The sequence below is a fragment of the Halobacterium noricense genome, from assembly GCF_021233435.1.
Classification (GTDB): domain Archaea; phylum Halobacteriota; class Halobacteria; order Halobacteriales; family Halobacteriaceae; genus Halobacterium; species Halobacterium noricense.
Genome location: NZ_CP089470.1, coordinates 14,444 through 34,824 on the forward strand (window position 1 = coordinate 14,444; position 20,381 = coordinate 34,824).

A 20,381-nucleotide genomic window follows, 5' to 3' on the forward strand; every position below is an offset into this window, starting at 1 on the left:
GGAGGAGAGGGGGAGGGAAGGAGTGATGGGAGAGTGGACTACCAGATTGTTGATACTGGTGGGAACCCTCGGGGGAGCACACGAGTAGGAGGTGGAGTTCGGTCGTTACCGGCGAGGTATTTGAGCGAGAAGGCAGAGGGGGTCAGTGGTCGAGTGGCGAGGGTGGATGGCTGGCGGGGAGAGTAGCAGTGGTGGGGGTCAGACTGGACTCAGTAGAGACGGGGAACTACTGCGGTCGTGCGGCGGCGAGATGGGGACTGGCTGGACTGAGCGAAGTAGGGGATGCATCGCCGCAGCGAGAACGAGAGTTGGTGGGGTCGAGTAGCGAGATGGGAGTGGCGATGGTGAAGCGAGACGATGGGGTTCGGGGGTGGGTGCTGCAGGACTTGGGACTGTGGCGGCGACAGCGATGGAGGAGGGGTGAAGGGAGCGAGGACGACGACGATGTGGTGGGGCGGCAGCGACAACGACGACGACGACAGCGAAGCGGGAGCGGGGGGAGCGAGAGCGAGAACGAAGACGACGACGTCGGGGGTCGAGGGCGATGCGGGATGGGGGCGATAGCACGAGCAGGCAGCAACGACACAACACGGCTCGGGAACGCAACAGCAACAACGGACAGCGAACATCGACAGCGGACAACAGACAGCGAGGGGGACAGCTTGAGGGCCAACGCGGTTCGACGTCCGGGAACAAGACATCCCCTTCTAGGAGGGCTCTAGAAGGGGGATGAGAGTGGGGGTTGGTATTAGAGCAGGAGAAGATCTTGCCCGGCGTTGCCGTAGGCGGGACTCTCAGGGCGGAGCCAGCGTGTCAGTCGGGGCGGGGCCGGATGGTGGGCGCGGCGGCGGGGAGTAGCCGGGGCCGGCAAACAACAACTAGAACAAGACTAGGTCGGCAAAATGTGGGGGCCTCGACTCAGCGAACGGGATTGTCAACCCAGGTCCCACGGCCAAGTCAGGCACGTGGCTAATACGTGTGGCGTCGGCTCAGGCGCTTTTGCTCGCTGGGGACGCTGTTTGGATGGTCTGTGTTCTCCATATCGCTTACAACGCTCTGCGGACCGAGACGACAGCAAGGCCTCGGTCCGATGTGATGATTACGGGGAGCCGAACAGGGGGACGCTCGTGATGACTTTGACGATATTTCGGTACGACTCTGTGAAGTACCTCGGGGACAAGCCCCGAGGCACTCGCCCTGTTCAGCCTGTAGAGGCGTTATGCGTCTATCGTGGTTGTCCTGGTCTCTGAGTTGGTGCGACTGAAGTGTGGACGGACGAGATCTGTGACCCTCGTTCAACGAGTAGTCCCTCATCGAAGTTTTCAGTGGTATCAGAGATCACGGGTTCATGGCTAACGCGCCCAGCCTCGGTTGAGTGGAAGTCACGGTCACGGTCACGGTAGTTCTGTCTATTGGTGAATCATTCAGAGAAATGCGGATTGACGTTGAATTGTGGGCTCCTATATCCCTCTACCTCCTCTTCTAACTACCTATTAGATGCGACTCTAGGACCGCAATATCTAATAACTAATTAGTCATTAGTTCATAGTGAGGACGTTATCGTATGGACTTGAATGAGACAGACCAGCTGATTTTAGCGAAGCTCAGAGAGGGCAGGTGCACCCCGCGGTATTTAGCAGATGAACTCACCCGAAACAAATCGTATGTAAGTCAGCGGTTACGGCATCTCCAAGATGAAGGATACGTTGATCGCGTCCATCGAGGATTGTACCGACTTACCGCTGTTGACCCATCTCACGTTTCCGCCGATGAGCTAGTAGAATCGTGTGAGCCAGAGGAGTTAGTTTCCCCGTGTGAAGACTCCAGTCAATACGATTCCACAGCGAATGAAGTCCCGTCTGAGATATCCTCACTACGTATCGAATTCGGCACTGACGATATTGCGAGCGTGGCCTCACGTGTCTGTCAATCCGGGACGGACGAAGAGCAACTGGCCCTGGAGTCACTCATTCACGATATCCTGTGGGTACTCATTCAAGATGGGGAGCTACCGGGGAAGGCCCTTCGGACCAAAATAAAGCAGCTGAACGATCTCGACGTCGTTGATTTCAGGGATATCCACCAGTACAAGGTTGCAATCACGAACAGACTCACAAACCACCCTCAAATTAGCGTGCGACGTAATTCACGATCGAGAGACGTGGTCTATACTGGCGAATCACCTGTGGTCCGTTTGTAACGTCTCGGGTGCCGCGAGCGACGCGGTTTCTCGCCGGACAGGATGTTGACTGTCAGGATAGTTTCGCATTAATGGTTATCGTGGCATGATTCAAATCGTAATGGGGTGAGTCGAGTCTGTATTGGGTATTTGGTATTGTTGTCTAAGAAACCTAATTGCCGGGGATTTCATACCGCAAGGGGTGGATAATTAGGGAGAATATTTCTGTGTATTAATCTATTATAGCGATATCTCTTGTAGGGAACAGTCCAATTTCAATAGATAAAACACAACGAGACTCGCAACCCCCCACGAAGTACCGCGGGAGTGGGGGCTGTGAGAGACTTGTTTTTAACTACCGGAGGTAGTGGAGTGTGAATTAATAGGTCGATAACACTACAAGGAGATTCTTGCGGTACAGACGTTCAAAGACGCAAATACGCGATTCAGGGTTTGTGACAGCGATATAAAAGTCACAGCCAATCCAACACAGAACTAGCACGATTCTAGCGGAATCCCCCGGCGCAGGCACGCCGGAGGAATCGTGCTGCCACACCGATGACAGCAAGCCAAATTACCAGGGTCAACAGTGATAACTCTGTCTCACAGAGCGCCACGCTTGAACACGACCCACTGACACACCACGCCGTACAATTCGCACACCAACGAACTGCCACACCCGACGACGACAGCAGTCCCACAGGTATCCAGCTGCGTGAACTGATACCGCAGTATCTACCATGGCACCCGCACGGCACCGACGAACACCGCCCCGACGACACCTCCTCGAGAACCCGTCAGACGCATCGACGAACCACACTCACCTCGGGGGCGGTCTGAATGGACGATACAACCGACGACACGGCGTCGCTCGCCATCCCGATGGACCCCGACGTCGCGTTCAACGCAATCTCGAATAGTCGTCGTCGACGCGTCTTGTTATCGTTGTCACGCACCAGCGGCGAGCTCACCGCTAACGAACTCGCCTTCGAAATCGCGGCCATCGAAAATTCAGTCGACCCCAGCAAAGTCGGCAGTGACGAGCGGACGTCCGTCTACATCACGCTCACCCAATCACATCTCGAGACGCTCGCTGAGTGCGGTGCTATCGACTATGATGGCCGTTCGAAGACTGCGACTGCGGCGGATGCAACCGAACCGCTCGCCGAATACATCCGCCGACTCCAAACGGCGTGCTACAAGCCAGAATCGGAGGACCCCTCATGACGGACGCCCAGCAGCCAGCACTCGCAGTCCTTCAAGACATCGACGCCAACTTCCACCGGCTGTTTGAGAGCGTTGCTGAGACCGACGCCACAGAGTCCACACCGGCAGGCGATCCAATTGCCATGCTGCACAGAGCGCGGGCACAGATCGACGCTGCACTACTCGACCACCAGCGCCGAACGGACGACACCTCCCTCCCTGACTCTGAGTCGTGTCTCCTCCAGTGGAATCCATCCGGCACACCACCTCGTCGGCTCGTTCTCGAGCCCAGGGATGGCGACAGCTGGACGCGGCGTGAACTGGAGTGGACGGGAGACGGCTGGCGTGTCTGTCGTCGTGACACCGTCGACGACGTCGCGATCCGCGCACCCGCTGCACCACGGTATCCGAACCCGGTCGATCCGCCGTCGATCGACACGCTGCTTGCATGGGTCCGCGGCGCCTGGACGCATCCGGATCCACCAGCGCTCGTGTTCGAGGCTACCGCAACGACCGAACAGGGCGTCGTTGTCGCCGTCAACGACGAACTCCGGTATCGAGAGCGCGACAGCCAGCAGTGGTACACAGTCACCGAAGACGAACTCTACCACCATCTCCAACAGCAAGGCCAGCCGACGCTCCAGTCGCTCGCAGAGACGCCGCTAACGCGACAGCACTTCACCCAAAGTCCACTCACACAATGACGTCGGATACGCCTTCACTCCCGGACGGATACGACGACCACCTGAGCGTGCTCACGGATATGATTGCGTCCGTTCGTGACACGCTCAAGACTGACCACACGCTCTCTACTGACCAGCGGAGGTTCGCCCGCCGACTCCTGTTCTTGGCGAGCGAGCCAGTTAACGAAGCCGAACGCATTCTCCCCAAGTCAGACAGGACTGATGAACCGCGGGACGTCCAGACTCCAGACACGGGGGGCGACTACGAGGACGCACTCACCAATATCGAACGAGAGTTGTGTTGGCTGATTCAATCATTCCGAACTGAGCAGCCGGCAGCCTACCACTACGATGAAGCCCCGGCCGCGAAATTCACAACGGCACTTGAGTATGCGACGGCGCTGCGGGACATCCTGCCAGCGGTGCCGGCAGACAGTCCAGTACTCGCCGAGATGGACACGATCAGTGTCGACGATGTCGACCCGCACGTTGGTGGTCGTGGCGATAGCGATGGGCGGTGGCTCGAGTACCAGCTCCAGCGAGCACTCGAACGCTGGGGGTACGGTGCGGTGAGACGCCAACATCTCTTCAGTCTGGAGGTTGACGTCGTTGCCACGCGGAAAACGAAACAGCAGGACCCCAGTGATTGGATTGTCGCCCAATGTAAAGACTGGACGGACGACCCAATCACGCCAGTGGCTCTCTTCCGGTTGTGTACTGTGGCGTTTGCCTGCCGGGCGATGCCAGTGCTCTGCCATACGACCGAGCTAACGCCTCGAACGGAGCAACTTGCGCGTGAATTCGAGGTGAGGGTGCTTGAGCTACAAGATCTTGAACGTGCTGAGTTGCCTGCCCCGCAGGTTGCCAAACCAACGATGGAGCTCCAGGAGTGGCGGCCACAGTACCGCGCTCGCGATGATCGGGGCTCGCTCCCGTTGCTGTTCTACAACGAGCCGGGGAAACGGTTTAGCTACGTTCCAGGGTTCACCCCAGTAGGGAAAGACGCCGACTACGAACCGATTGAGAGTGATCGGGATGAGGATACACATCCCGCTGCTGGACGCTGACGTCTAAGTCAACACTTCGATCAGCAGGAGTCCCAGCAGTTACGGTGCGGAGGAGTCTCCGCTCCGGTGGAGTCTCGGCACTCGTTTCGAGATGTCGGGGCTTTGGTTAATTGGTGCGTGTACGGCTTACTCATCGATGCTCGGTAGTCTGGTCTCCCAATCCGTGTCAGCATACGCGTCATCAATTGGCGTGGATTCGAACAGTTGGACAGCCCCGTCAAGCCCCTCTAGTCGCTTCTGCAATTGACGGCCGCGCTCCGCGAGAGTGAACACGATGCTTGTTTCGGATGTCTGTCACTTGGGCTGCTCTGCCGGCCGATATTCGGAAACTTGTTCGGAGGGGAGATGGGCTATAACGCCTAAAATTCGCATATATACATATCGCAAACGGGGGGTGGAGACAGTTGTTCAGTACAGTTCGCAAAGAGGAGGTCTTACCCCGCCGAAACGGCCATCCAGGGCTCGCTCTTGTGTAGAGGTGCAGAAAACGGTCGATCTCCGATGAGAGTTTTGTGCTTGAGGAGCTGTTTGACGGTCGGCCTCGGCAGAATTCACTTCACCGAGAAAACACACTAATAGCCACTCTACTGCGCCTTTCCATGTTTCTACATAAGAGCGACAGGACTTAACCAACAGACAGCCGGATTTCCACCTGCTTCGTTGGTTAAGATTCTGCACCCGCTAAGAGTGGGAAATACATCTCGACTACCCGTCGAACCGAAACACCTGGCCAATAGGCCTCTGACACCCTCTCCGTGGGTTTTCTTGTATCTTAGGTTGTCAGGTTCGTTTCTCACGGATGCCATTGCGATCACGCGTGACGGTCTCACAGCTGGGGCAGGCGCGTGGGCTCGTCACGTCGTCCGGCGTAAACACACGGGCATAGGCATCGGTGACGTGACTCCCACAGTTCTGGCACTCCGGCATACACCGCCCACTCGACGCCGCTAGTATAGGCTTTCTGTGGCTGCCCACCTGTATCGTTGCCCGGTTCCTCACCCAAGAATCGGTAGCCAGAGCTCGCTTCCCGAATATCAACGTATTTTGGTGTGCTCAACATGACCGTCAACTATGGCTACGTGTACTGAGTGCGGCGATGACCTCCCGCCTGATACCGAAGTTGTCTGTGACCATTTTCAGACCGAACACGGATACTTCACCGAGAGTGGCAGCGACACCACTAACGAGTAGTCCCCATCCCAGAATCGGTATTCAGATTCACATGGCTTCGGTGTACCCTTAGTAGTGGACTCATGGGTGATTCGAACGACGAGAACCCGTATGTGGTCATTCCAGACACTGACGAGTACTATGCGCTGGGCTTTCTCGTCCCCAATCGCGGAGAGCAATTCACGCCGTCTGAGATTGCCGCCAGCACCGACATGAGTGAAGCGGACGCAGCAGACACGATGACCACCCTTTTCGAAGACGACCTCGTCGAACGGTCTCAGGGAGCCTATTACGTCCCGGTAGATCGCGCAGAAGAGCTTCAACGGCGGCTTGAGTCGGTTGATGCCGCCGCAAAGTTACATGATGCCACGCCCGATGATGCCTATGCTGTTGAAGGCTGGGAGGAGCAGGTGGACTCTCTATAAGTGGGTACCGTTCAGTTGGTGGGTGGCTATTCAACACATGCAGGACGGTGGTTGATCTCGGGTCTTCGGCTTGTTTCACGCTGAACCAACTCTATTAGGCGTGTTTTCGTAGCGGTAGTGTACCGTCGAGAAACCGTCTGTACAGATGGAGATGATACTTCGAAGACGGTGTGTCCTCGAGGAATGAATGGTAGTGTACAGATAGAGTAGGCCGAGTTTTCGGGGTTTGACCCTGAGGCGATCCCCCTATTGAGTTGGCCGATTTGATTACATTCCGCAAGCGGGGGGTGTCCGGACTTACCAAGTCGTTACAACGGTTCCGTCCGAATTACTTGGTAAGGTCTACGTCTGCGGTTCCGGCCCGTTCACGTACAGCGTGAGACTGTCGACCGAATTGATATCCGAGGATTGTGCCGTGGTCGTGAACGGATGGTCCTCGCCGGGACCGGGGCGCTCGACCGTCGTCTCGGGCTCTGCTACCGTCTCCCCGCCCTGCTTGAGTTCTCCCCGGATCTCAACGACTTGGCGAATCTGCTCGCTGACGATGAGCGTCCCACGCACTTCGAGAACATCCCCACGCACGTACGCCGTGACGCCCTCCACCTGAGCGGGCGGCTTCGACTCGTACGTGATTCGCTCGCCTTCCGGGAAGTTGAACTGAACCTCCTGACTGAGGTCCACTTCAGTCCACTCCCCGGACCCGGTGCTGCTGCCACCTCCGTTTCCGTTGTTGTTCTGACTGCCATCACCGCCGCCAGAGCAGCCCGCGAGAGCAGCTGTAGCTGTACCACCGATAGCCGTGAGCAGAGTGCGTCGATTTACCTTCATCGTTGGATTACGTCTTCGAGTGGACTCCTTAACTCCTCCCACCGGAGTTTAAAAAATGCCTTCTGGAATGTCGATTCACGAGGGGATGTCTTCATTCGGTATTCTCTCGGCGGGATCGAGCTTCCTTGTGGTGACTGGTGTGCCAAGACTGCGGTGAGACGCGATGGCCGCCGACTCTTGACAACTCGTGGGTGTGTCGTGGTACTCCGGGTGGCTGACCTATATGTGGCTGCAGACCCCCTAATCCCATAGCGGGAGCGATACACCCGCTGTCACACGCTCGCACCCCCGGATCCAGCCTTCTCTGTCGAAGGCTGTCTACCCTACCTTCGAGACACGATCTATGGCCTCGCAGAATCCCCGAGTTGGCGTCTGTCCCCGATGTGGCGACTCGATCAACCACTGGCATGTCCTCGTTGAGTACGAGACCGGCAACGACGCACGGTACTGGGCGGAATGCCCGGGCTGTGGCGGCGTTGTCGATCCGAACGCATGATCCGGCGACTCACCCGTCTGTTCGGTGGGCCAGATACTGACTTGATTGTCGAATGCCGGCGCTGTGGGACGACCTTGGAGTCTGGGGATGTCGACCGCTGCTCTGAATGTGGCAGTTCCGAAATCGCGACGTATCGGCTGTGAGCGGTCACCCTGTCGAACGTGGTATTCGAACAGTTACGAGGAGTGGGTTCGCGAACAACCGAATTGGAACAATCGCCAGTGAGACTGCGGATGTAACGATGGACTGATAGGGTCTGTCGACGCAAAACGAATCAATGGAGGACATCCCGCAACCGGCGAGTGATTCATATTCGGTCGGTGACCGGGTGCAAATCTACACCGGCTCTGACGATCCTGACTCTCAGTATCACGGTATCGTTTGTGTGATAGTTGAAGTTCTAACGGACGACCTTGGGACGGAAACCGGACGAGCCACAGATGGATACTCGTACATTCTGCAAGACGTAGAAACAGACGAAGAGCTCCCAATCTCGTTTCGTCATCAGGATTTAGTACCGGCTAAAGGCGCTCAGTAGGCCATCTACATTCGGCAAGCGGGGGGTGTCCGAGTTATTCTACATTCGGCAAGCGGGGGGTGTGTGGTCTGAACCCGCGCCATTTCGCACACGGAGGTGCGTTCACGAAACCCGCTATACGTATCGAAGCCACACACCACATCGAGGCGGGTTTTTCACAGCACCGATTCGGAGTGAAACAGCCGCTCAATAGGGATGCCAATTTAGCGGGTGCCCATTACAAGCCGTATTGAATGGGACAAGAGGGCCAATAATATGCGACAGCCGAAGACTCATACATTAGTAGAGAAACTGTCGTCTGTGGTGTCAAACGCAGATACTAGTGCGGTTCTTAGTGATGAACGCAAGTATCGGTATCAACTTCGACGTAGTTGGGATTCCGAGAAACCCACTCTCGCCTTTATCATGCTGAACCCGAGTACTGCTGATGAGGTTGAAGACGACCCCACTATTCGACGTTGTGTCGGATACGCTGAAGACTGGGGTTACGGGGAACTTGTCGTCGGGAATCTCTACGCATATCGCACCTCCGACCCGAACGAACTCAATAAAGTTGAGAATCCAGTCGGCCCAGAGAATGACGAACATCTAGAGGATATTTCCGATGAAGCAGACAAGGTGGTGGTTGCATGGGGAGCAAACGAGGCTGTGGGAGACCGTGAGGTAGAGGTGGCAGAGGCTCTTAATTCTGAACTACATGCACTGGATACAACAAAGCATGGGCATCCGAATCACCCACTGTATCAGCCTAAGGACGTAGAGCCTGAGATCTGGGAACCCAGGGTGAGCGACGAGTAGGAGGTTTGATTCATTCCTGTTCCAAACCTAAAAATAAGTCGAGCTGAGTCCTGTGGAGCAGAATCCCAAACCGATTACACCCAAATCACTCGCGGTAAGTGGTTCGTCTGTACTTAGCGGCCTATACTCGAATCTAGTAGCCGTTGAGGGTCTCACCAGCGCCACACATTTCCACCCGCTATTTAAGTGAGTTGTCCGAGAAATACTCTGTATGAGCACGCTGGCGGACACGATTCACATCGAGAACGTCGTTGCATCCAGCGATATCGGCCAAGAACTTGCCCTCGACCAACTCTCCACAGACCTTCCCGGCGCCGAGTACAACCCCGAGGACTTTCCTGGAATCGTCTACCGCCTCCAGGAGCCGAAGTCAGCCACGCTGATCTTCCGGTCGGGGAAAGTCGTCTGCACCGGCGCGAAAAGCGTCGATGACGTTCACGAAGCCCTCGAGATCGTGTTTGAGGACATCCGCGAGTTAGGCATCGATGTCGACAGTAATCCGCCGATTGAGGTGCAGAATATTGTCTCCAGCGCGAGTCTCGAGCAATCGTTGAACTTGAACGCAATCGCGATCGGGCTGGGCTTAGAGCAAATCGAGTACGAACCCGAGCAGTTCCCTGGCCTCGTCTACCGGCTTGACGACCCCGACGTCGTCGTTCTCCTCTTCGGCAGTGGGAAACTCGTGATTACCGGTGCAAATGAATCTGAGGACGCACAGTCCGCACTGAAACACGTCGAAGACCGCCTCACTGAACTCGGCCTGCTTGAGTGAGTCCACGGAGCTATCGAGCGACTACCACGCGAAGGGGGCAGTGTTGCTGGAGTGAGTGACACCCATCCCGGAACGCTGGAAACGGGCTGTTACTCGGTGAAGTCGACGTACTGGGTTTCCCAGTCGCGACGAGCAGTAATCTCGCGGCGGCCACGCCGGGTGAGAGTATAGGAGTTTGTGCGCTTGTCGAGTTTGCCCTTCTCGAGGAGGCCTTTGTCGACGAGGTCGTCGAGGTTCGGATAGAGTCGGCCGTGATTGATTTCTTGTTCGTAGTAGTCGTCGAGTTCATCCTTGACTGCGAGCCCATGCGGTTGCTCAAGTCCAGCAATTACATACAAGATGTCCCGCTGGAATCCAGTTAAATCATGCATCCGTCTATTTGCCTTCTACTGGGTTGAATAAGTCCCCTCTGATATCCTAATAGGTGTCGCAGGGCCAAAATCCCAGAGCGACTCGAAGATGGAAACGATGAGGTCATCGGAATCGAGTGATCGGCGCGGCAGTCAGAAAACCGCCCGAAGTTAACCAACAATCCACTGGAAGGCGCTATTCTGTTGGTTAACAGTCGTCGTCAATACGGTTTCTTTATTTAGTATCCTCTGAACCCCCAGAACAACCCGCGAGGAGAGACAGACTGCTCGCCCCAACGAGTCCGAGATAATCGCGCCGATTCATATCCAAGCGTTCGTGTTAGATGCCTAAAAATAGTGGCACAGCCTGCTTGTCGCTATGACTTCGCCAGAATGTATGAAGCCACAAGCAGGAACGTTGCAAGCGAGAAGAACACGCCTGCTACGGACAAGTGAACGGCATCCTGTATCCCGCCACCAACGAGTATCGCATCGAATGAGATTGCGAGATAGATCAATCCAATACCGGCGGCAACTACGGCAATCAGGTAACCGAGCTGTTGCAGCACGTGTTGGCTACCGGTCGCCTGGTTTTCCTGTTCTCCAGTGTCTTGGGTAAGCTGATGTTCTTCTTGCTCATCGAGCGGTTCTTCAACTGGGTCGCAGTCGTGGTCATGGTAGTGCTTTCGACAGTAATTCTTCCCACAGTCGTCGCACTCCAATAGCGTAGTCCCCGAAATTTCGGTCCCACATACTTCGCAGGTTGCCATAGTCCACTTGTGACATAACACCTAATTAACTGCTGCTCTTTCACGAGGTAAAAATCCGATCAGGACAAGAACTGTACTTAGCACCTCTGTCCGTTCACTCTAGTTGGAAACTGGCCAAGGGATGTGTGTTGAGTACGCAGCTAGAATCTAGTGATGACTTATAATAACCCGTCAGCAATCCCCTGCCTCCCAACCAGCAACCCGGGGTTCACGGCCGCACAACTCGCCAACACGTATCGACTCACCAAGACGTCTTACCGACTCCTCTATACCCATCGTGAGTAAGCACAGCCAAGGCATCTGGAGTTCCTCAACCCGAACAGCGGCGGCAACGGACGCATCGAAGAAGGCACGCAGGATGCCCCTGGGAAGACGACGGTCGGGCCGACCAGCGACTTCGAGGGGTTCGGCGGACCAGTCAACCTCCCGGATCGCGAAGACGCACCGGACTACGTCTCAGACATGAGTCCCGCAGAAAAACAACAGTGGGCGTCGGACAACTCAAAGTCGACGTCCGCGGCGTCGTCGGGCCAGGAGGCTCGGGTGGATGTCGTCGTCCAGGAGGTTGCGGCGCGGATTGATAGTGGCCGTGCGCTTGAGGATGCGCTCCGCGGTGAACTGGAGAACATGACGCCGGAGCTCAAGCAGAAAGTCGTTGATGAGCTGCGCGATGAACTGCCGAACCGGCTTTAGTCCTCGTTGATGAGCTGCGCGTCAACCATCGTGATCCGTGGAATCGTGCGGACGTCGTCGTTGACGGTTGTATATTCGTAGAGGTCTACGGGGCGCCCCCAGAGTTCGAGGACATCATTCTCGAGGTAGCGCTTGTCGCCACCCCACATCGCGACAATATCACCTTGCCACGCTTGATCGTTTGTGGAGACTTGGAGTTGGAGGTGGTCGATTCCGCCCTCGTATTCGTCGTAGAGCGTCTGGTAGATGCCGCCGTACGGATAGTATATTGGCGTGTTTTCTTCGGCGTACTGTTCGAAGTTTCGGAAGAGTTCGTCGTACTCGACTTCGACGGCGTCGTCTTTGAGTTCGTCGACGCTTCGGGTTGTTGGCTGCGTGGTTGTCGGGTCGGGGGTCGATTCCGCCGTCCGTGTGGGTGTCGACTCTGCCGAGGTGGCCGTCGGCGGGTCCGTGCTGGAGTCTCCGCTGCTACTGCAGCCGGCGAGTCCGAGGATGCTAGCGGTTCCGGCGGCGGTGAGGAAGCGGCGTCGTTGCATACGCGGTCGGTTCGAATCGCTTACAAATAGTCGTTCTCCTCACCGCGTTCTACGAGAGGACAGAGCTTGCCATCCCAGAGTTTATGATGCAATACTGCATAGGGTCAGGTAATGGCGACCAACGATAAGGGTGGTGTCCGAGAGCCCAACGAGGGCGATATGCTCCCGGACGAGCGCGCTGTCATCGCCGAGCGCGTCGACGAACTCGACGAACTCGACGAGGACGACTACCTTTCGGTCGAGGACGTTGCCGACGACTTAGGCATCGATCTCGGCTAAGCCGTGCCGCACGCGCCCAGCTATCTCGAAATTCTCCCGTCTGCCCGAGACGACATCGCCGGTATTCAGGAGTACAATCCCGAGCACGCCGAGCGCATCCTCAAGAAAATTCAGGACTGGCAGGAGAAAATCCAGTGGGGGCGGGTTCCCCAAGAGCACATGACGTATCTCACCGATGCAGGGCCGTACAACTTCTATCGAGACTACGTTGGCAAAAGCGGGTATCGAGTGATCTACGAGATCTCCAGCGATACGATGCGCGTTGTGGCAGTCCTCCCGAAGGGCGACGATACATACGACGTAGACGAGCTCACACGCCGTATGAACCGCCACACGTAGCCTCTTATTTCTCTCACTCCCACGAAACGGTCGTCTTACCACGACAACGGCGACCGCTGGAGGTTCAATCACTGCCGATGGGGATCGCACGGGACTGACACCGCCACCAATCACAGACCATGATCCGTGAGACACACCCCCAACAGCGCGCGTGAACGAACGCGTTCGGAGCAAGAAGCTGTCCGTGAGAAGATCGATGCCTACGACCAGTTCATCTCGCAAGTCCAAGACTTCTCACCAGAATCAGAGCGCTCCAGCCAACGAGCACCGGTAGTTTCGGCCGGCGGGACACAGTCCGCTGTATCTGCAACCGGAACGGAGACAGGCTGTGCCAGAGTCCGATCCGCGTTTCGGGACACCGTTCGACCTCACAGTGTCGACAACCTTGATTCCGATGAGCCACTGCTCGAGACGATTCACTCGGAACTCTCTGAATCGATTGCCGTTGCCCTTGCACCGGCGACGGAGTCCCGATTGACGAGCACTCTCCAAGAGACCATTGTGGCAGCATCACAGACCCGACGCGCCGAGGCCCAAGCGATGGAGGCAGCGGTGGGCCGAGAAATCAAGCAGCTAGAGACGGCTACAGAGACTATCAAACCGATTCTGGAATGGCTGGTCGACGCCGACGAAACACCGCTCACCGAGCTCGGATTCGACAAACTGCAGGCCCGACACTCGACGCTCGATACGTATCGCGAGCACTGTACACAGCTACTGACGGACCGACAAGCCTTCCTCGACCAGTCGACGAACCATGGCGGCCAAGCCGGGATCACTCATCGCACGCTCATTGAGTACCTCTACCACGACCTTCCCATCAGTCATCCTGTCCTTTCGACGAACGTGCGGGTTGAGACGCTGTGCGCCGACAGCCAACGAAGAATACGTGAGCACCTCACCCGACGCATCTGAGTCTGGCTCGTAGTAGTGGGTGGCCGGTGAATTCAAGACACTACGTAAGAAATCCTTCCGCTGAACGATCTAATGAGCACCGACGATCCTGAAGTAACTACTGTGACCTCGAAGGGGCAGATCACAATCCCGAGCCAGTTGCGCAAGCAGTTCGGGATCGAGAAGGGGACGAAGCTGATGGTCGTCCCAACCGACTACGGGCTTGTCCTGAAGAAACTCGAGCTCCCATCGGTCGAAGAGTTCCAACAGCGGGTCGAAGAGCGAGCCGAAACAGTCGAATTGTCGATGGAGAAAGTTGATGAGTTAGTGCACGAGGCGCGAGGATCTGGTGAATGAATGGTTTTCCCTGCGCCGTCGTTCCGCTCACCCAGAGGTGTCGGCGGAGCGCTGGGAACCGAATCGGTGCCTCACGGAAGCCGTTGCGGGCGGTGTCGTCGTAGCCAATCCAGAGTGGACGTTCGGGGTCTTCGACAGCACGTTCGAACATTCGGCGAGCCTTCTTCCCGGCCACTGGCCCCTCTGCCTCGGTTTGGGAGACAACTTCGTACTGGCCGGCCCGCTCGACGTCCACCATGGAGACGTCGTACTGGTCGCCGGTCAGCGACTCTTGTTGGGGGTTTGGGCCATCCGAACCGTCCTGTTGCTGGGCTTCGTACTGGCTGGTGTCTTCGTCTCCCTCTTCGTCTTCAGGTTGGTCGATGAACTTCGACTCGTCATCATTACTCCCGAATCCAAGCATCGTCAGTCCTCTCCACTATCGGCAGCCGCGTCAGTTGGCCACCCGTCGTCACTGCTGGCCTCCTGGTCGGTTGCAACATCGGTTGTATTGGCTTCGTCTTTCGAGGCTTCAGCAGCAATCTGGGAGCCGGACTGCGTCGATTTCCACGGAATCTGTGGGACTTCAATGTCCTTGTTAGGGATGTGTGCAAGGCCGGCGACCTCGTCGATGCTGAGTATCATTCCACGGTCGATCCACCGCCGTTCGAACATTTTGACGAGTAACTGCTGCATTTCCTCGTCGGTTGCCTTAACGGGGTGGTGGTCGAGGCCCTGCTCAGAGGTGGCGTTGTAGTATTTCGCGAACATCGAGGCGATGCCACGGGCGCGTTCACGGGCCTCACGCGGCTGTGGTGACGCCGCAAGCACACGAACGTTGACGTGGAAGCCCTGCTCGCCGCGCTGCTGCTCAACGATTTTCGCGGCTTCCTTGTCCTTGCTACTGCTGTCGCGTTCCTCGAGCTCGCGAATCCCCAGCCAGAAGAGTGGATCCTTGAAGCCCGCGACCTCCCCATTTCGCAGATCCGTAGCGACGTCCCCAACTGATTCCCCATTTGGGCCGTTCTCCGTCCAGTCTTTCGGTGCTGGCTTGAAGACGACTTGGACGACCGCGAGTGAGTCGTCAAGGGTGAGCATTTCACCCATAATATCGCTGTACGGGTCGCCGTGCTCGAACCCCTCGGCGTTGTGGTGGCGGATCGGCAGAAACGTGTGGCGTTCCTCTGCGAGGGTGGCGGCGGCGACGTGATCCGTCGGCCGCAGTTCCGGGAACGCTGGACCTGTGGTCCGTGGCGTCACCTCCGAATTGGTGTAGGTGTTGGTAGTGCGGCGTTGGAAGCGGTCACTGGCTCGGTCGTTGGCAGCGTAGAGGCGAAATGAGAATTGGCCGCGGTCAAACCAGATTTCGAAGGCGTGGGCGTCACTCGCGTTCCTACCGTCCCGGATACGGACGTCGTGGAGGGCTTGGAGGAGATTCGCGCCGGCTTCGATACCGTCGTTATCTCGGTAGGGATGGATATCGAGTAGTTGGCCGGGGACGCTTTCGACAGGGACGTCATATCGCGTCTGTATCGGATAGGTGCCGTATTCTTTGGCTTCGCGCGAGTTGTCGTCGAACAGGAGGCCCATGCCGTACGGATGGGGCGTAACCTACTTATTAATTGTTGGCTACTAGAGGGGATTCTATTATTTGAGAATGACTGGTGGGTGCTGCTGCTATCGGATCGTAGTGCGCGAAAGAAAATACGGGTAGGGGATTTGGGATGACCGCCTTACGGGCGGTCAGATCGTGTTGCGTTAATTCTGGCGGAGGGCCAGCAGGGCAGCACCGAGCACGGCGATGAGCGCGATGCCCATGCCGAAGCCGGGGATGCCGCTACCGGATTCGCCAGACGTGGTCTCTTCAGCCGAGGTGGTGGACGGAGCTTCCGTCGTGGACGGACCTTCCGTCGTACTCGGACCTTCCGTCGTGGACGGACCTTCCGTCGTGGACGGACCTTCCGTCGTCGACGGAGTGGTGGTCTCCTCGACTTCTTCGACGATTTCGATGTCCTGACGGTCAGTCGTCTCACCGTCGTCGGACTCGACCGAGTACTCGCCAGGCTCGACGTTCGCGAGGCTCATCTCGACGGACCACTGCCCGTCGGTGCCCCACTCTTCGGTGCTGGTCAGCGTCACCGAGTCACCATCCTGGTCGAGCAGTTCGACCGTGATGGTGTTGTCGTCAGGCTGGCGGTTGGTCTGGCCCTCGACCGTGAGCGTGCCGCCGGCTTCAACGCCGTCGACAGACTCGATGGTCGTGAGCGCGCTCGCAAGGCGGAGTTCTTCGGTGACGATCAGGTCGTCGCTTGCCGTGTCGTCAACCGTGTTCGAGAGAATCTGCTCGCGAACCTGCTCCCCGCTACTGGACCCGCTCGCCCAGCCAGTATCATTTTCAATCTGTTCTTCGAGGACGGAAGCCGTATCGTAGGTGCCGCTCTCGCCGAACGTACCGTCACGGCCGGACGACAAGATGTGGGCGGAAACGGTGCCCTCATTCAGCTCGCCGAGGCTGAGGCCGTCGTTGTCGAACGTGCCGTCGTTGTCGACGGAGATCGTGTGCGCGACCGCGTCGCCGCGCTCGTCGACGAACGCGACAACGAGGTTGTTCTTGCCGGGCGCGGTACCTTCAACGGCAGCCTCGCCGTCTTCAATTGCGATCTGGCCGTTGTAGGTCTGGAATGAGCCGTTGAGCTCCGTGTCCGTCACCGTGATCGACGAGACACTGCTCACACCACTGTTGAACTCGGACGTGGTGAGATTCGAGTCAGGGGTGTTTTCGTTGTCGACGGCAGCGTCTTCAGCACTGATGAGGCCGAGCCGGTACGAACCCGGCAGCGAGAGCAGGTCGTTACCCTCGTTACCGGCATCGTCGGTGAGGGTTACGCCGTCCTCACTGAACGTGTCGTCGCTGTCGACTTCGATCGAGCGATCGCCGTCGATTTCGACGAGCTGGAAGTCATTGTTACTGCGAGCGTACACCGAGACCTCGTCGATCCCAGCGCTCGCCGTCCCGTTCACAGTCGCTTCGGAGCCCACGACGTATGCACCAGTCGGACTGTCAAGGGAGACAGTGCCCTGGTTCACGTCGAAGGACTGGTCGTCGTCGGTTTCAGCATCGGTCAGGTTCCCCACGTTGTTGAGTTCGCCGTTGTCCACGTTCACGTAGGTGTCGGCGTTCTCGCTGCCGGACGCGGGGTAGAGGTCGATGTCGATGGACGAGTCGTCGAGGTACTGCGTGTTGATGGAGCCAACACCGTTGCCGTCATCAATCTCGACGATTCCGTACACGGAGTCAACCTCGCTCAGGGTTGTGTCATTAGACTCGAGGTCGTCGGCCGTGCGTGGTTTGTTGGCGTCACCGTCGATGACACCGGTTTCGCTGGTGTCACCGACGTTCCGGAGGATGTTCGTCGCGTTGCTCGCGGAGATCCCATCACGGAAGTCACTCGAGTCGATGGTGACTGCGTGGAAGTTGCCTTCCGGGCTGTTTTCGATGGTGTATCCGAGGTTCTCACCCTGCACGACCTCGTCGGCCGCCAGGCTCAGCGACGCCGTCTGCGAGGACGAAATCGTCACGGAAACTGTCTCCGTGGCGCTGCCCTCGTCGAGGTGTTCGGCACCCTCGACGGTGAAGGTGTATTCACCAGAGTCGACGGCAGTCGGGTCAATGTTGAATTCGACATTGCCGTTCTGGTTCGTGATCTCGTCATCGGTGACGATTTCGTCGGTGACGTCGAGGCCGTCCTCGTCTTCGACGATCAGCTCGATGTCTTCAGCGTTGTAGTAGTTGTAGTCGGTTTCGACAGTTGCCGTGTCCGAATCCGTGGTGAGGATGCCACCGCTAACGTCGGATTCGTCAGCGTTCCACACTTCGAGCATCGTCACACGCGGCGTCGACACCGTCAGATTAAAGCCATCCGGTCCCTCGTAGGAACCGGTGGTCTGGTCGTCCGGAATCGGCATCTCAAGCGGGACGCCCTGGTCGGAGCCGCTGGCCCGCTCGAACTCGTTCGCGTTGGGCTCCGCGGTACCATCCTTGAAGGTCAGGTCCTCCTCACCCTGGTAGACGACTTGACCGGGGTAGACCGTCTCGTACTGGTTCGGCGTATCGTCATCGTTGTTCTGCCGATTGTCCGCGTTCTCCGTGCTGCTCACTGTGATCGACGTGATTGAACCGGATGCAGCGTCGCCGCCGGTATCATCCACATCTGCCGAGAACTCAACAGGTGTGGTACCACTGTCGATAGTCGGGTACTGGACAGTCGGATCATTCAGGGTAACTGTAACATCAGTTCCTGCCGTATCAACGTCAAAGGCCCCTTCAATGACGCCGTTGTCGTTGGGGCTGGCAGTTCCACTAACTTCGGCGCTACCTTCAGTTGCCTCAACGTCCATACTGCTGAGGCTCGTGAATTCACCACCGTTGTTAGCACTGATGTCCAGATTTACCGTCTGATCGGTTGCAGCGATGTCGGTGACGGTAAAGCTAATTGAGCTATACTCTACTGTTTCGCCGGAAGAGACATCCGAATCGTCGCTAATGTCTCCGGGAATAACTTCATTAGCTGCGGCGGCGGTTCCTGTAAAGGCGATGCCGGCTGCGAATACGGAGCCGATCATCAGCGCAGTCAGGAAGACCGCGCGGAGCTTATTTGTTGTATCTGTCATGGTTTGCGTTTGCATGCTCGCTGATTTGCCAGGTCTCCCAGCCCATCCGTCATGGGTCGGATACTGTGACGCCCTCAGCGCGGCGTGAGGGGCTTGGGTAGGGGTAGATACCACTTCTCTCCCCTTACATATATGCCTTGTGTGAAATATCGGCGTGTCACGGCCGCTACCCCCCGTATGCGACACACTCACACACTGGAAGCAATACTCTTATGTACCGTATCCATACCAATCACGTGAATGCAGCACTCGGACGAGGAGCTCCTGACGGATCTCCACCAACTCGCCGACAAACTCGGCCACCCACCAACAAGCACAGACTACCGCGAACACGGGACGTACAGCCTCTCGGCGTACTACAACCACTTCGACTCATGGGACCAATCGCTGCAAGCAGCTGACCTCGAACCACCATCTCATCACGCGAAAATCCCCCACAACGACCTCATCCAAGAACTCACCCAGCTTGCTGACGAGCTTGGTGACTCCCCAACTGCGGCACAAATGGCCGAACAGGGCGCGTACTCGCCACAGACCTACCGGCAGCGCTTCGACTCCTGGACCAGTGCTCTCCGCGCCGCCAACCTCGATCCGACAACACACCCCAACAAAATCCCCGACGACGATCTTCTCGACGAACTCACCCAGCTTGCTGACAAGCTTGGTGAGACCCCAACAGTCGCCCAAATGGCCGAACAGGGCGCGTACTCGACACATCCCTACCAGCAGCGCTTCGGCTCGTGGACCGGTGCTCTCGAAGAAGCTGGGTTTGAACGGCCGTTTAGCGCAACCTCGAAAATCCCTCGTAGCGATCTTCTCGACGAACTCAAGCGTGTCGGCGAAGCGGTTGCTGATCCACCGCCATCCAAAGCCGATATCGACGACCAGGGCGTATACGCGGCATCGACGTATGCACATCGGTTTGGCTCATGGGGGAACGCTCTTGAAGAAGCTGGCTTCGAGCCAACACCACCCACGTCCAAGATTCCACGCGACGAATTACTCACGGAACTCACCCGCGTTGCCGACGAGATCGATGACCCGCCACCATCCCAGTCAGACATGACTGAACACGGCGCCTATTCGGTCTGGACGTACAAGAACCGATTTGGCTCATGGACGAATGCTCGCGAAGCCGCCGGCCTTGATGAGTAATGCACGCGCGCACGAAGAGTAGCGACAAGCACGTACGAGAGTCGCTTCGACTCGTGGACAGACGCACTCGAAGCAGCAGGGCATAGTCCAAACACATACGCGACCCGGTTCGGATCATGGTCAAAGGCACTCCAAGAAGCATTCGAACACACTACTACTACTACCATCTTCCCGGGAAACTAGGACTGCAGCGCGC

At 57.2% G+C, this 20,381-nt stretch carries 20 protein-coding genes and 2 pseudogenes; 14 read left to right on the forward strand and 8 right to left on the reverse strand.

Features of this window, described 5'->3' with window-relative positions; all coding sequences use genetic code 11:
* Positions 1–1,564: 1,564 nt before the first annotated feature.
* The 4 genes from LT974_RS17495 (at position 1,565) to LT974_RS17510 (ending at position 5,135) form a co-directional block, all read left to right on the forward strand.
* Positions 1,565–2,200: a helix-turn-helix transcriptional regulator gene (locus tag LT974_RS17495; protein WP_232590797.1), complete on the forward strand. Its 636-nt coding sequence runs from the start codon at positions 1,565–1,567 to the stop codon at positions 2,198–2,200.
* 819 nt (positions 2,201–3,019) lie between these two features.
* Positions 3,020–3,406: a DUF7344 domain-containing protein gene (locus LT974_RS17500; protein ID WP_232590798.1), complete on the forward strand. Its 387-nt coding sequence runs from the start codon at positions 3,020–3,022 to the stop codon at positions 3,404–3,406.
* On the forward strand, positions 3,403–4,089 hold the full coding sequence (locus LT974_RS17505; RefSeq protein ID WP_232590799.1) for a hypothetical protein: 687 nt from the start codon (positions 3,403–3,405) through the stop codon (positions 4,087–4,089). The genes LT974_RS17500 and LT974_RS17505 overlap by 4 nt, the downstream gene beginning before the upstream one ends.
* Complete coding sequence (locus LT974_RS17510; RefSeq protein ID WP_232590800.1) at positions 4,086–5,135, forward strand: hypothetical protein; 1,050 nt, start codon at positions 4,086–4,088, stop codon at positions 5,133–5,135. Before LT974_RS17505 ends, LT974_RS17510 begins: the two co-directional genes overlap by 4 nt.
* 780 nt (positions 5,136–5,915) lie before the next feature.
* On the opposite strand, the gene LT974_RS18045 is transcribed toward LT974_RS17510, so the two are convergent.
* Positions 5,916–6,062, reverse strand: a complete 147-nt coding sequence (locus LT974_RS18045; protein WP_230892641.1) for a DUF7563 family protein — start codon at positions 6,060–6,062, stop codon at positions 5,916–5,918.
* A gap of 326 nt (positions 6,063–6,388) precedes the next feature.
* Between LT974_RS18045 and LT974_RS17515 the strand changes: the two genes are divergently transcribed.
* Positions 6,389–6,730, forward strand: a complete 342-nt coding sequence (locus LT974_RS17515) for a MarR family transcriptional regulator (RefSeq protein ID WP_232590801.1) — start codon at positions 6,389–6,391, stop codon at positions 6,728–6,730.
* A gap of 342 nt (positions 6,731–7,072) precedes the next feature.
* Here the strand turns inward: LT974_RS17515 and LT974_RS17520 are convergent, their stop codons facing one another.
* The gene (locus LT974_RS17520; RefSeq protein WP_232590802.1) at positions 7,073–7,558 is read right to left on the reverse strand and encodes a hypothetical protein; all 486 of its coding nucleotides are present in this window, start codon (positions 7,556–7,558) and stop codon (positions 7,073–7,075) included.
* Between the two features lie 343 nt (positions 7,559–7,901).
* Here LT974_RS17520 and LT974_RS18050 point away from each other — a divergent pair, with 343 nt between their 5' ends.
* The 3 genes from LT974_RS18050 to LT974_RS17530 all read left to right on the forward strand — a co-directional run bounded on the left by LT974_RS18050 (position 7,902) and on the right by LT974_RS17530 (position 10,162).
* Positions 7,902–8,054 carry a DUF7837 family putative zinc-binding protein gene (locus tag LT974_RS18050; RefSeq protein ID WP_456298806.1) on the forward strand — a complete coding sequence of 51 codons (153 nt, stop codon included), beginning with the start codon at positions 7,902–7,904 and terminating at the stop codon, positions 8,052–8,054.
* 793 nt (positions 8,055–8,847) lie between these two features.
* On the forward strand, positions 8,848–9,390 hold the full coding sequence (locus LT974_RS17525) for a DUF1643 domain-containing protein (protein ID WP_232590804.1): 543 nt from the start codon (positions 8,848–8,850) through the stop codon (positions 9,388–9,390).
* A gap of 211 nt (positions 9,391–9,601) precedes the next feature.
* Complete coding sequence (locus LT974_RS17530; protein WP_059059201.1) at positions 9,602–10,162, forward strand: TATA-box-binding protein; 561 nt, start codon at positions 9,602–9,604, stop codon at positions 10,160–10,162.
* 89 nt (positions 10,163–10,251) lie between these two features.
* On the opposite strand, the gene LT974_RS17535 is transcribed toward LT974_RS17530, so the two are convergent.
* Together LT974_RS17535 and LT974_RS17540 are read right to left on the reverse strand one after the other, a co-directional pair.
* Positions 10,252–10,533 carry a PadR family transcriptional regulator gene (locus LT974_RS17535; protein ID WP_059059203.1) on the reverse strand — a complete coding sequence of 94 codons (282 nt, stop codon included), beginning with the start codon at positions 10,531–10,533 and terminating at the stop codon, positions 10,252–10,254.
* Positions 10,534–10,889: 356 nt separating this feature from the next.
* Positions 10,890–11,282 (reverse strand): AN1-type zinc finger protein, encoded by a 393-nt coding sequence (locus LT974_RS17540; protein ID WP_232590806.1) that lies wholly within the window; start codon positions 11,280–11,282, stop codon positions 10,890–10,892.
* Between the two features lie 462 nt (positions 11,283–11,744).
* Between LT974_RS17540 and LT974_RS17545 the strand changes: the two genes are divergently transcribed.
* A complete protein-coding gene (locus LT974_RS17545; protein ID WP_232590807.1) occupies positions 11,745–11,975 on the forward strand; it encodes a hypothetical protein in 231 nt (76 codons plus the stop codon).
* Here LT974_RS17545 and LT974_RS17550 read toward each other — a convergent pair.
* Positions 11,972–12,511 carry a hypothetical protein gene (locus LT974_RS17550; protein ID WP_232590808.1) on the reverse strand — a complete coding sequence of 180 codons (540 nt, stop codon included), beginning with the start codon at positions 12,509–12,511 and terminating at the stop codon, positions 11,972–11,974. The two genes, LT974_RS17545 and LT974_RS17550, sit on opposite strands and share 4 nt — an antisense overlap.
* A gap of 111 nt (positions 12,512–12,622) precedes the next feature.
* Here LT974_RS17550 and LT974_RS17555 point away from each other — a divergent pair, with 111 nt between their 5' ends.
* From LT974_RS17555 to LT974_RS17570, 4 genes are all read left to right on the forward strand, one after another.
* A complete protein-coding gene (locus tag LT974_RS17555) occupies positions 12,623–12,790 on the forward strand; it encodes a hypothetical protein (RefSeq protein WP_232590809.1) in 168 nt (55 codons plus the stop codon).
* A 3-nt stretch (positions 12,791–12,793) separates the two neighbouring features.
* A complete protein-coding gene (locus LT974_RS17560; RefSeq protein WP_232590739.1) occupies positions 12,794–13,129 on the forward strand; it encodes a type II toxin-antitoxin system RelE/ParE family toxin in 336 nt (111 codons plus the stop codon).
* Positions 13,130–13,255: 126 nt separating this feature from the next.
* A complete protein-coding gene (locus LT974_RS18055; protein ID WP_456298805.1) occupies positions 13,256–14,044 on the forward strand; it encodes a DUF7260 family protein in 789 nt (262 codons plus the stop codon).
* A gap of 72 nt (positions 14,045–14,116) precedes the next feature.
* On the forward strand, positions 14,117–14,380 hold the full coding sequence (locus LT974_RS17570; RefSeq protein WP_232590741.1) for an AbrB/MazE/SpoVT family DNA-binding domain-containing protein: 264 nt from the start codon (positions 14,117–14,119) through the stop codon (positions 14,378–14,380).
* Positions 14,381–14,785: 405 nt separating this feature from the next.
* Here the strand turns inward: LT974_RS17570 and LT974_RS17575 are convergent, their stop codons facing one another.
* From LT974_RS17575 to LT974_RS18000, 3 genes and pseudogenes are all read right to left on the reverse strand, one after another.
* Positions 14,786–15,949, reverse strand: a complete 1,164-nt coding sequence (locus LT974_RS17575) for a hypothetical protein (RefSeq protein WP_232590742.1) — start codon at positions 15,947–15,949, stop codon at positions 14,786–14,788.
* Between the two features lie 168 nt (positions 15,950–16,117).
* Positions 16,118–18,517: an HVO_2072 family ArtA-dependent S-layer glycoprotein gene (csg, locus tag LT974_RS17580; RefSeq protein WP_232590744.1), complete on the reverse strand. Its 2,400-nt coding sequence runs from the start codon at positions 18,515–18,517 to the stop codon at positions 16,118–16,120.
* A 417-nt stretch (positions 18,518–18,934) separates the two neighbouring features.
* Positions 18,935–19,045, reverse strand: a pseudogene (locus LT974_RS18000) (surface glycoprotein); the annotation flags it as partial.
* Between the two features lie 225 nt (positions 19,046–19,270).
* On the opposite strand from LT974_RS18000, the pseudogene LT974_RS17585 reads away from it, so the two are divergent.
* Positions 19,271–20,368 (forward strand): annotated as a pseudogene (locus tag LT974_RS17585) (homing endonuclease associated repeat-containing protein).
* Positions 20,369–20,381 lie beyond the last annotated feature (13 nt).

What these genes read in the sequence shown, in the direction of transcription:
- LT974_RS17500 (WP_232590798.1), top strand. Translation starts at nt 3,020, where the DNA reads ATGGACGATACAACCGACGACACGGCGTCGCTCGCCATCCCGATGGAC.
- LT974_RS17530 (WP_059059201.1), top strand. Translation starts at nt 9,602, where the DNA reads ATGAGCACGCTGGCGGACACGATTCACATCGAGAACGTCGTTGCATCC.
- LT974_RS17575 (WP_232590742.1), bottom strand. Translation starts at nt 15,949, where the DNA reads ATGGGCCTCCTGTTCGACGACAACTCGCGCGAAGCCAAAGAATACGGC.
- LT974_RS17520 (WP_232590802.1), bottom strand. Translation starts at nt 7,558, where the DNA reads ATGAAGGTAAATCGACGCACTCTGCTCACGGCTATCGGTGGTACAGCT.
- LT974_RS17555 (WP_232590809.1), top strand. Translation starts at nt 12,623, where the DNA reads ATGGCGACCAACGATAAGGGTGGTGTCCGAGAGCCCAACGAGGGCGAT.
- LT974_RS17515 (WP_232590801.1), top strand. Translation starts at nt 6,389, where the DNA reads ATGGGTGATTCGAACGACGAGAACCCGTATGTGGTCATTCCAGACACT.
- LT974_RS17570 (WP_232590741.1), top strand. Translation starts at nt 14,117, where the DNA reads ATGAGCACCGACGATCCTGAAGTAACTACTGTGACCTCGAAGGGGCAG.
- LT974_RS17495 (WP_232590797.1), top strand. Translation starts at nt 1,565, where the DNA reads ATGGACTTGAATGAGACAGACCAGCTGATTTTAGCGAAGCTCAGAGAG.
- LT974_RS17540 (WP_232590806.1), bottom strand. Translation starts at nt 11,282, where the DNA reads ATGGCAACCTGCGAAGTATGTGGGACCGAAATTTCGGGGACTACGCTA.
- LT974_RS17535 (WP_059059203.1), bottom strand. Translation starts at nt 10,533, where the DNA reads ATGCATGATTTAACTGGATTCCAGCGGGACATCTTGTATGTAATTGCT.
- LT974_RS17545 (WP_232590807.1), top strand. Translation starts at nt 11,745, where the DNA reads ATGAGTCCCGCAGAAAAACAACAGTGGGCGTCGGACAACTCAAAGTCG.
- LT974_RS17505 (WP_232590799.1), top strand. Translation starts at nt 3,403, where the DNA reads ATGACGGACGCCCAGCAGCCAGCACTCGCAGTCCTTCAAGACATCGAC.
- LT974_RS17550 (WP_232590808.1), bottom strand. Translation starts at nt 12,511, where the DNA reads ATGCAACGACGCCGCTTCCTCACCGCCGCCGGAACCGCTAGCATCCTC.
- LT974_RS18050 (WP_456298806.1), top strand. Translation starts at nt 7,902, where the DNA reads ATGGCCTCGCAGAATCCCCGAGTTGGCGTCTGTCCCCGATGTGGCGAC.
- LT974_RS18045 (WP_230892641.1), bottom strand. Translation starts at nt 6,062, where the DNA reads ATGCCGGAGTGCCAGAACTGTGGGAGTCACGTCACCGATGCCTATGCC.
- LT974_RS17525 (WP_232590804.1), top strand. Translation starts at nt 8,848, where the DNA reads ATGCGACAGCCGAAGACTCATACATTAGTAGAGAAACTGTCGTCTGTG.
- LT974_RS17510 (WP_232590800.1), top strand. Translation starts at nt 4,086, where the DNA reads ATGACGTCGGATACGCCTTCACTCCCGGACGGATACGACGACCACCTG.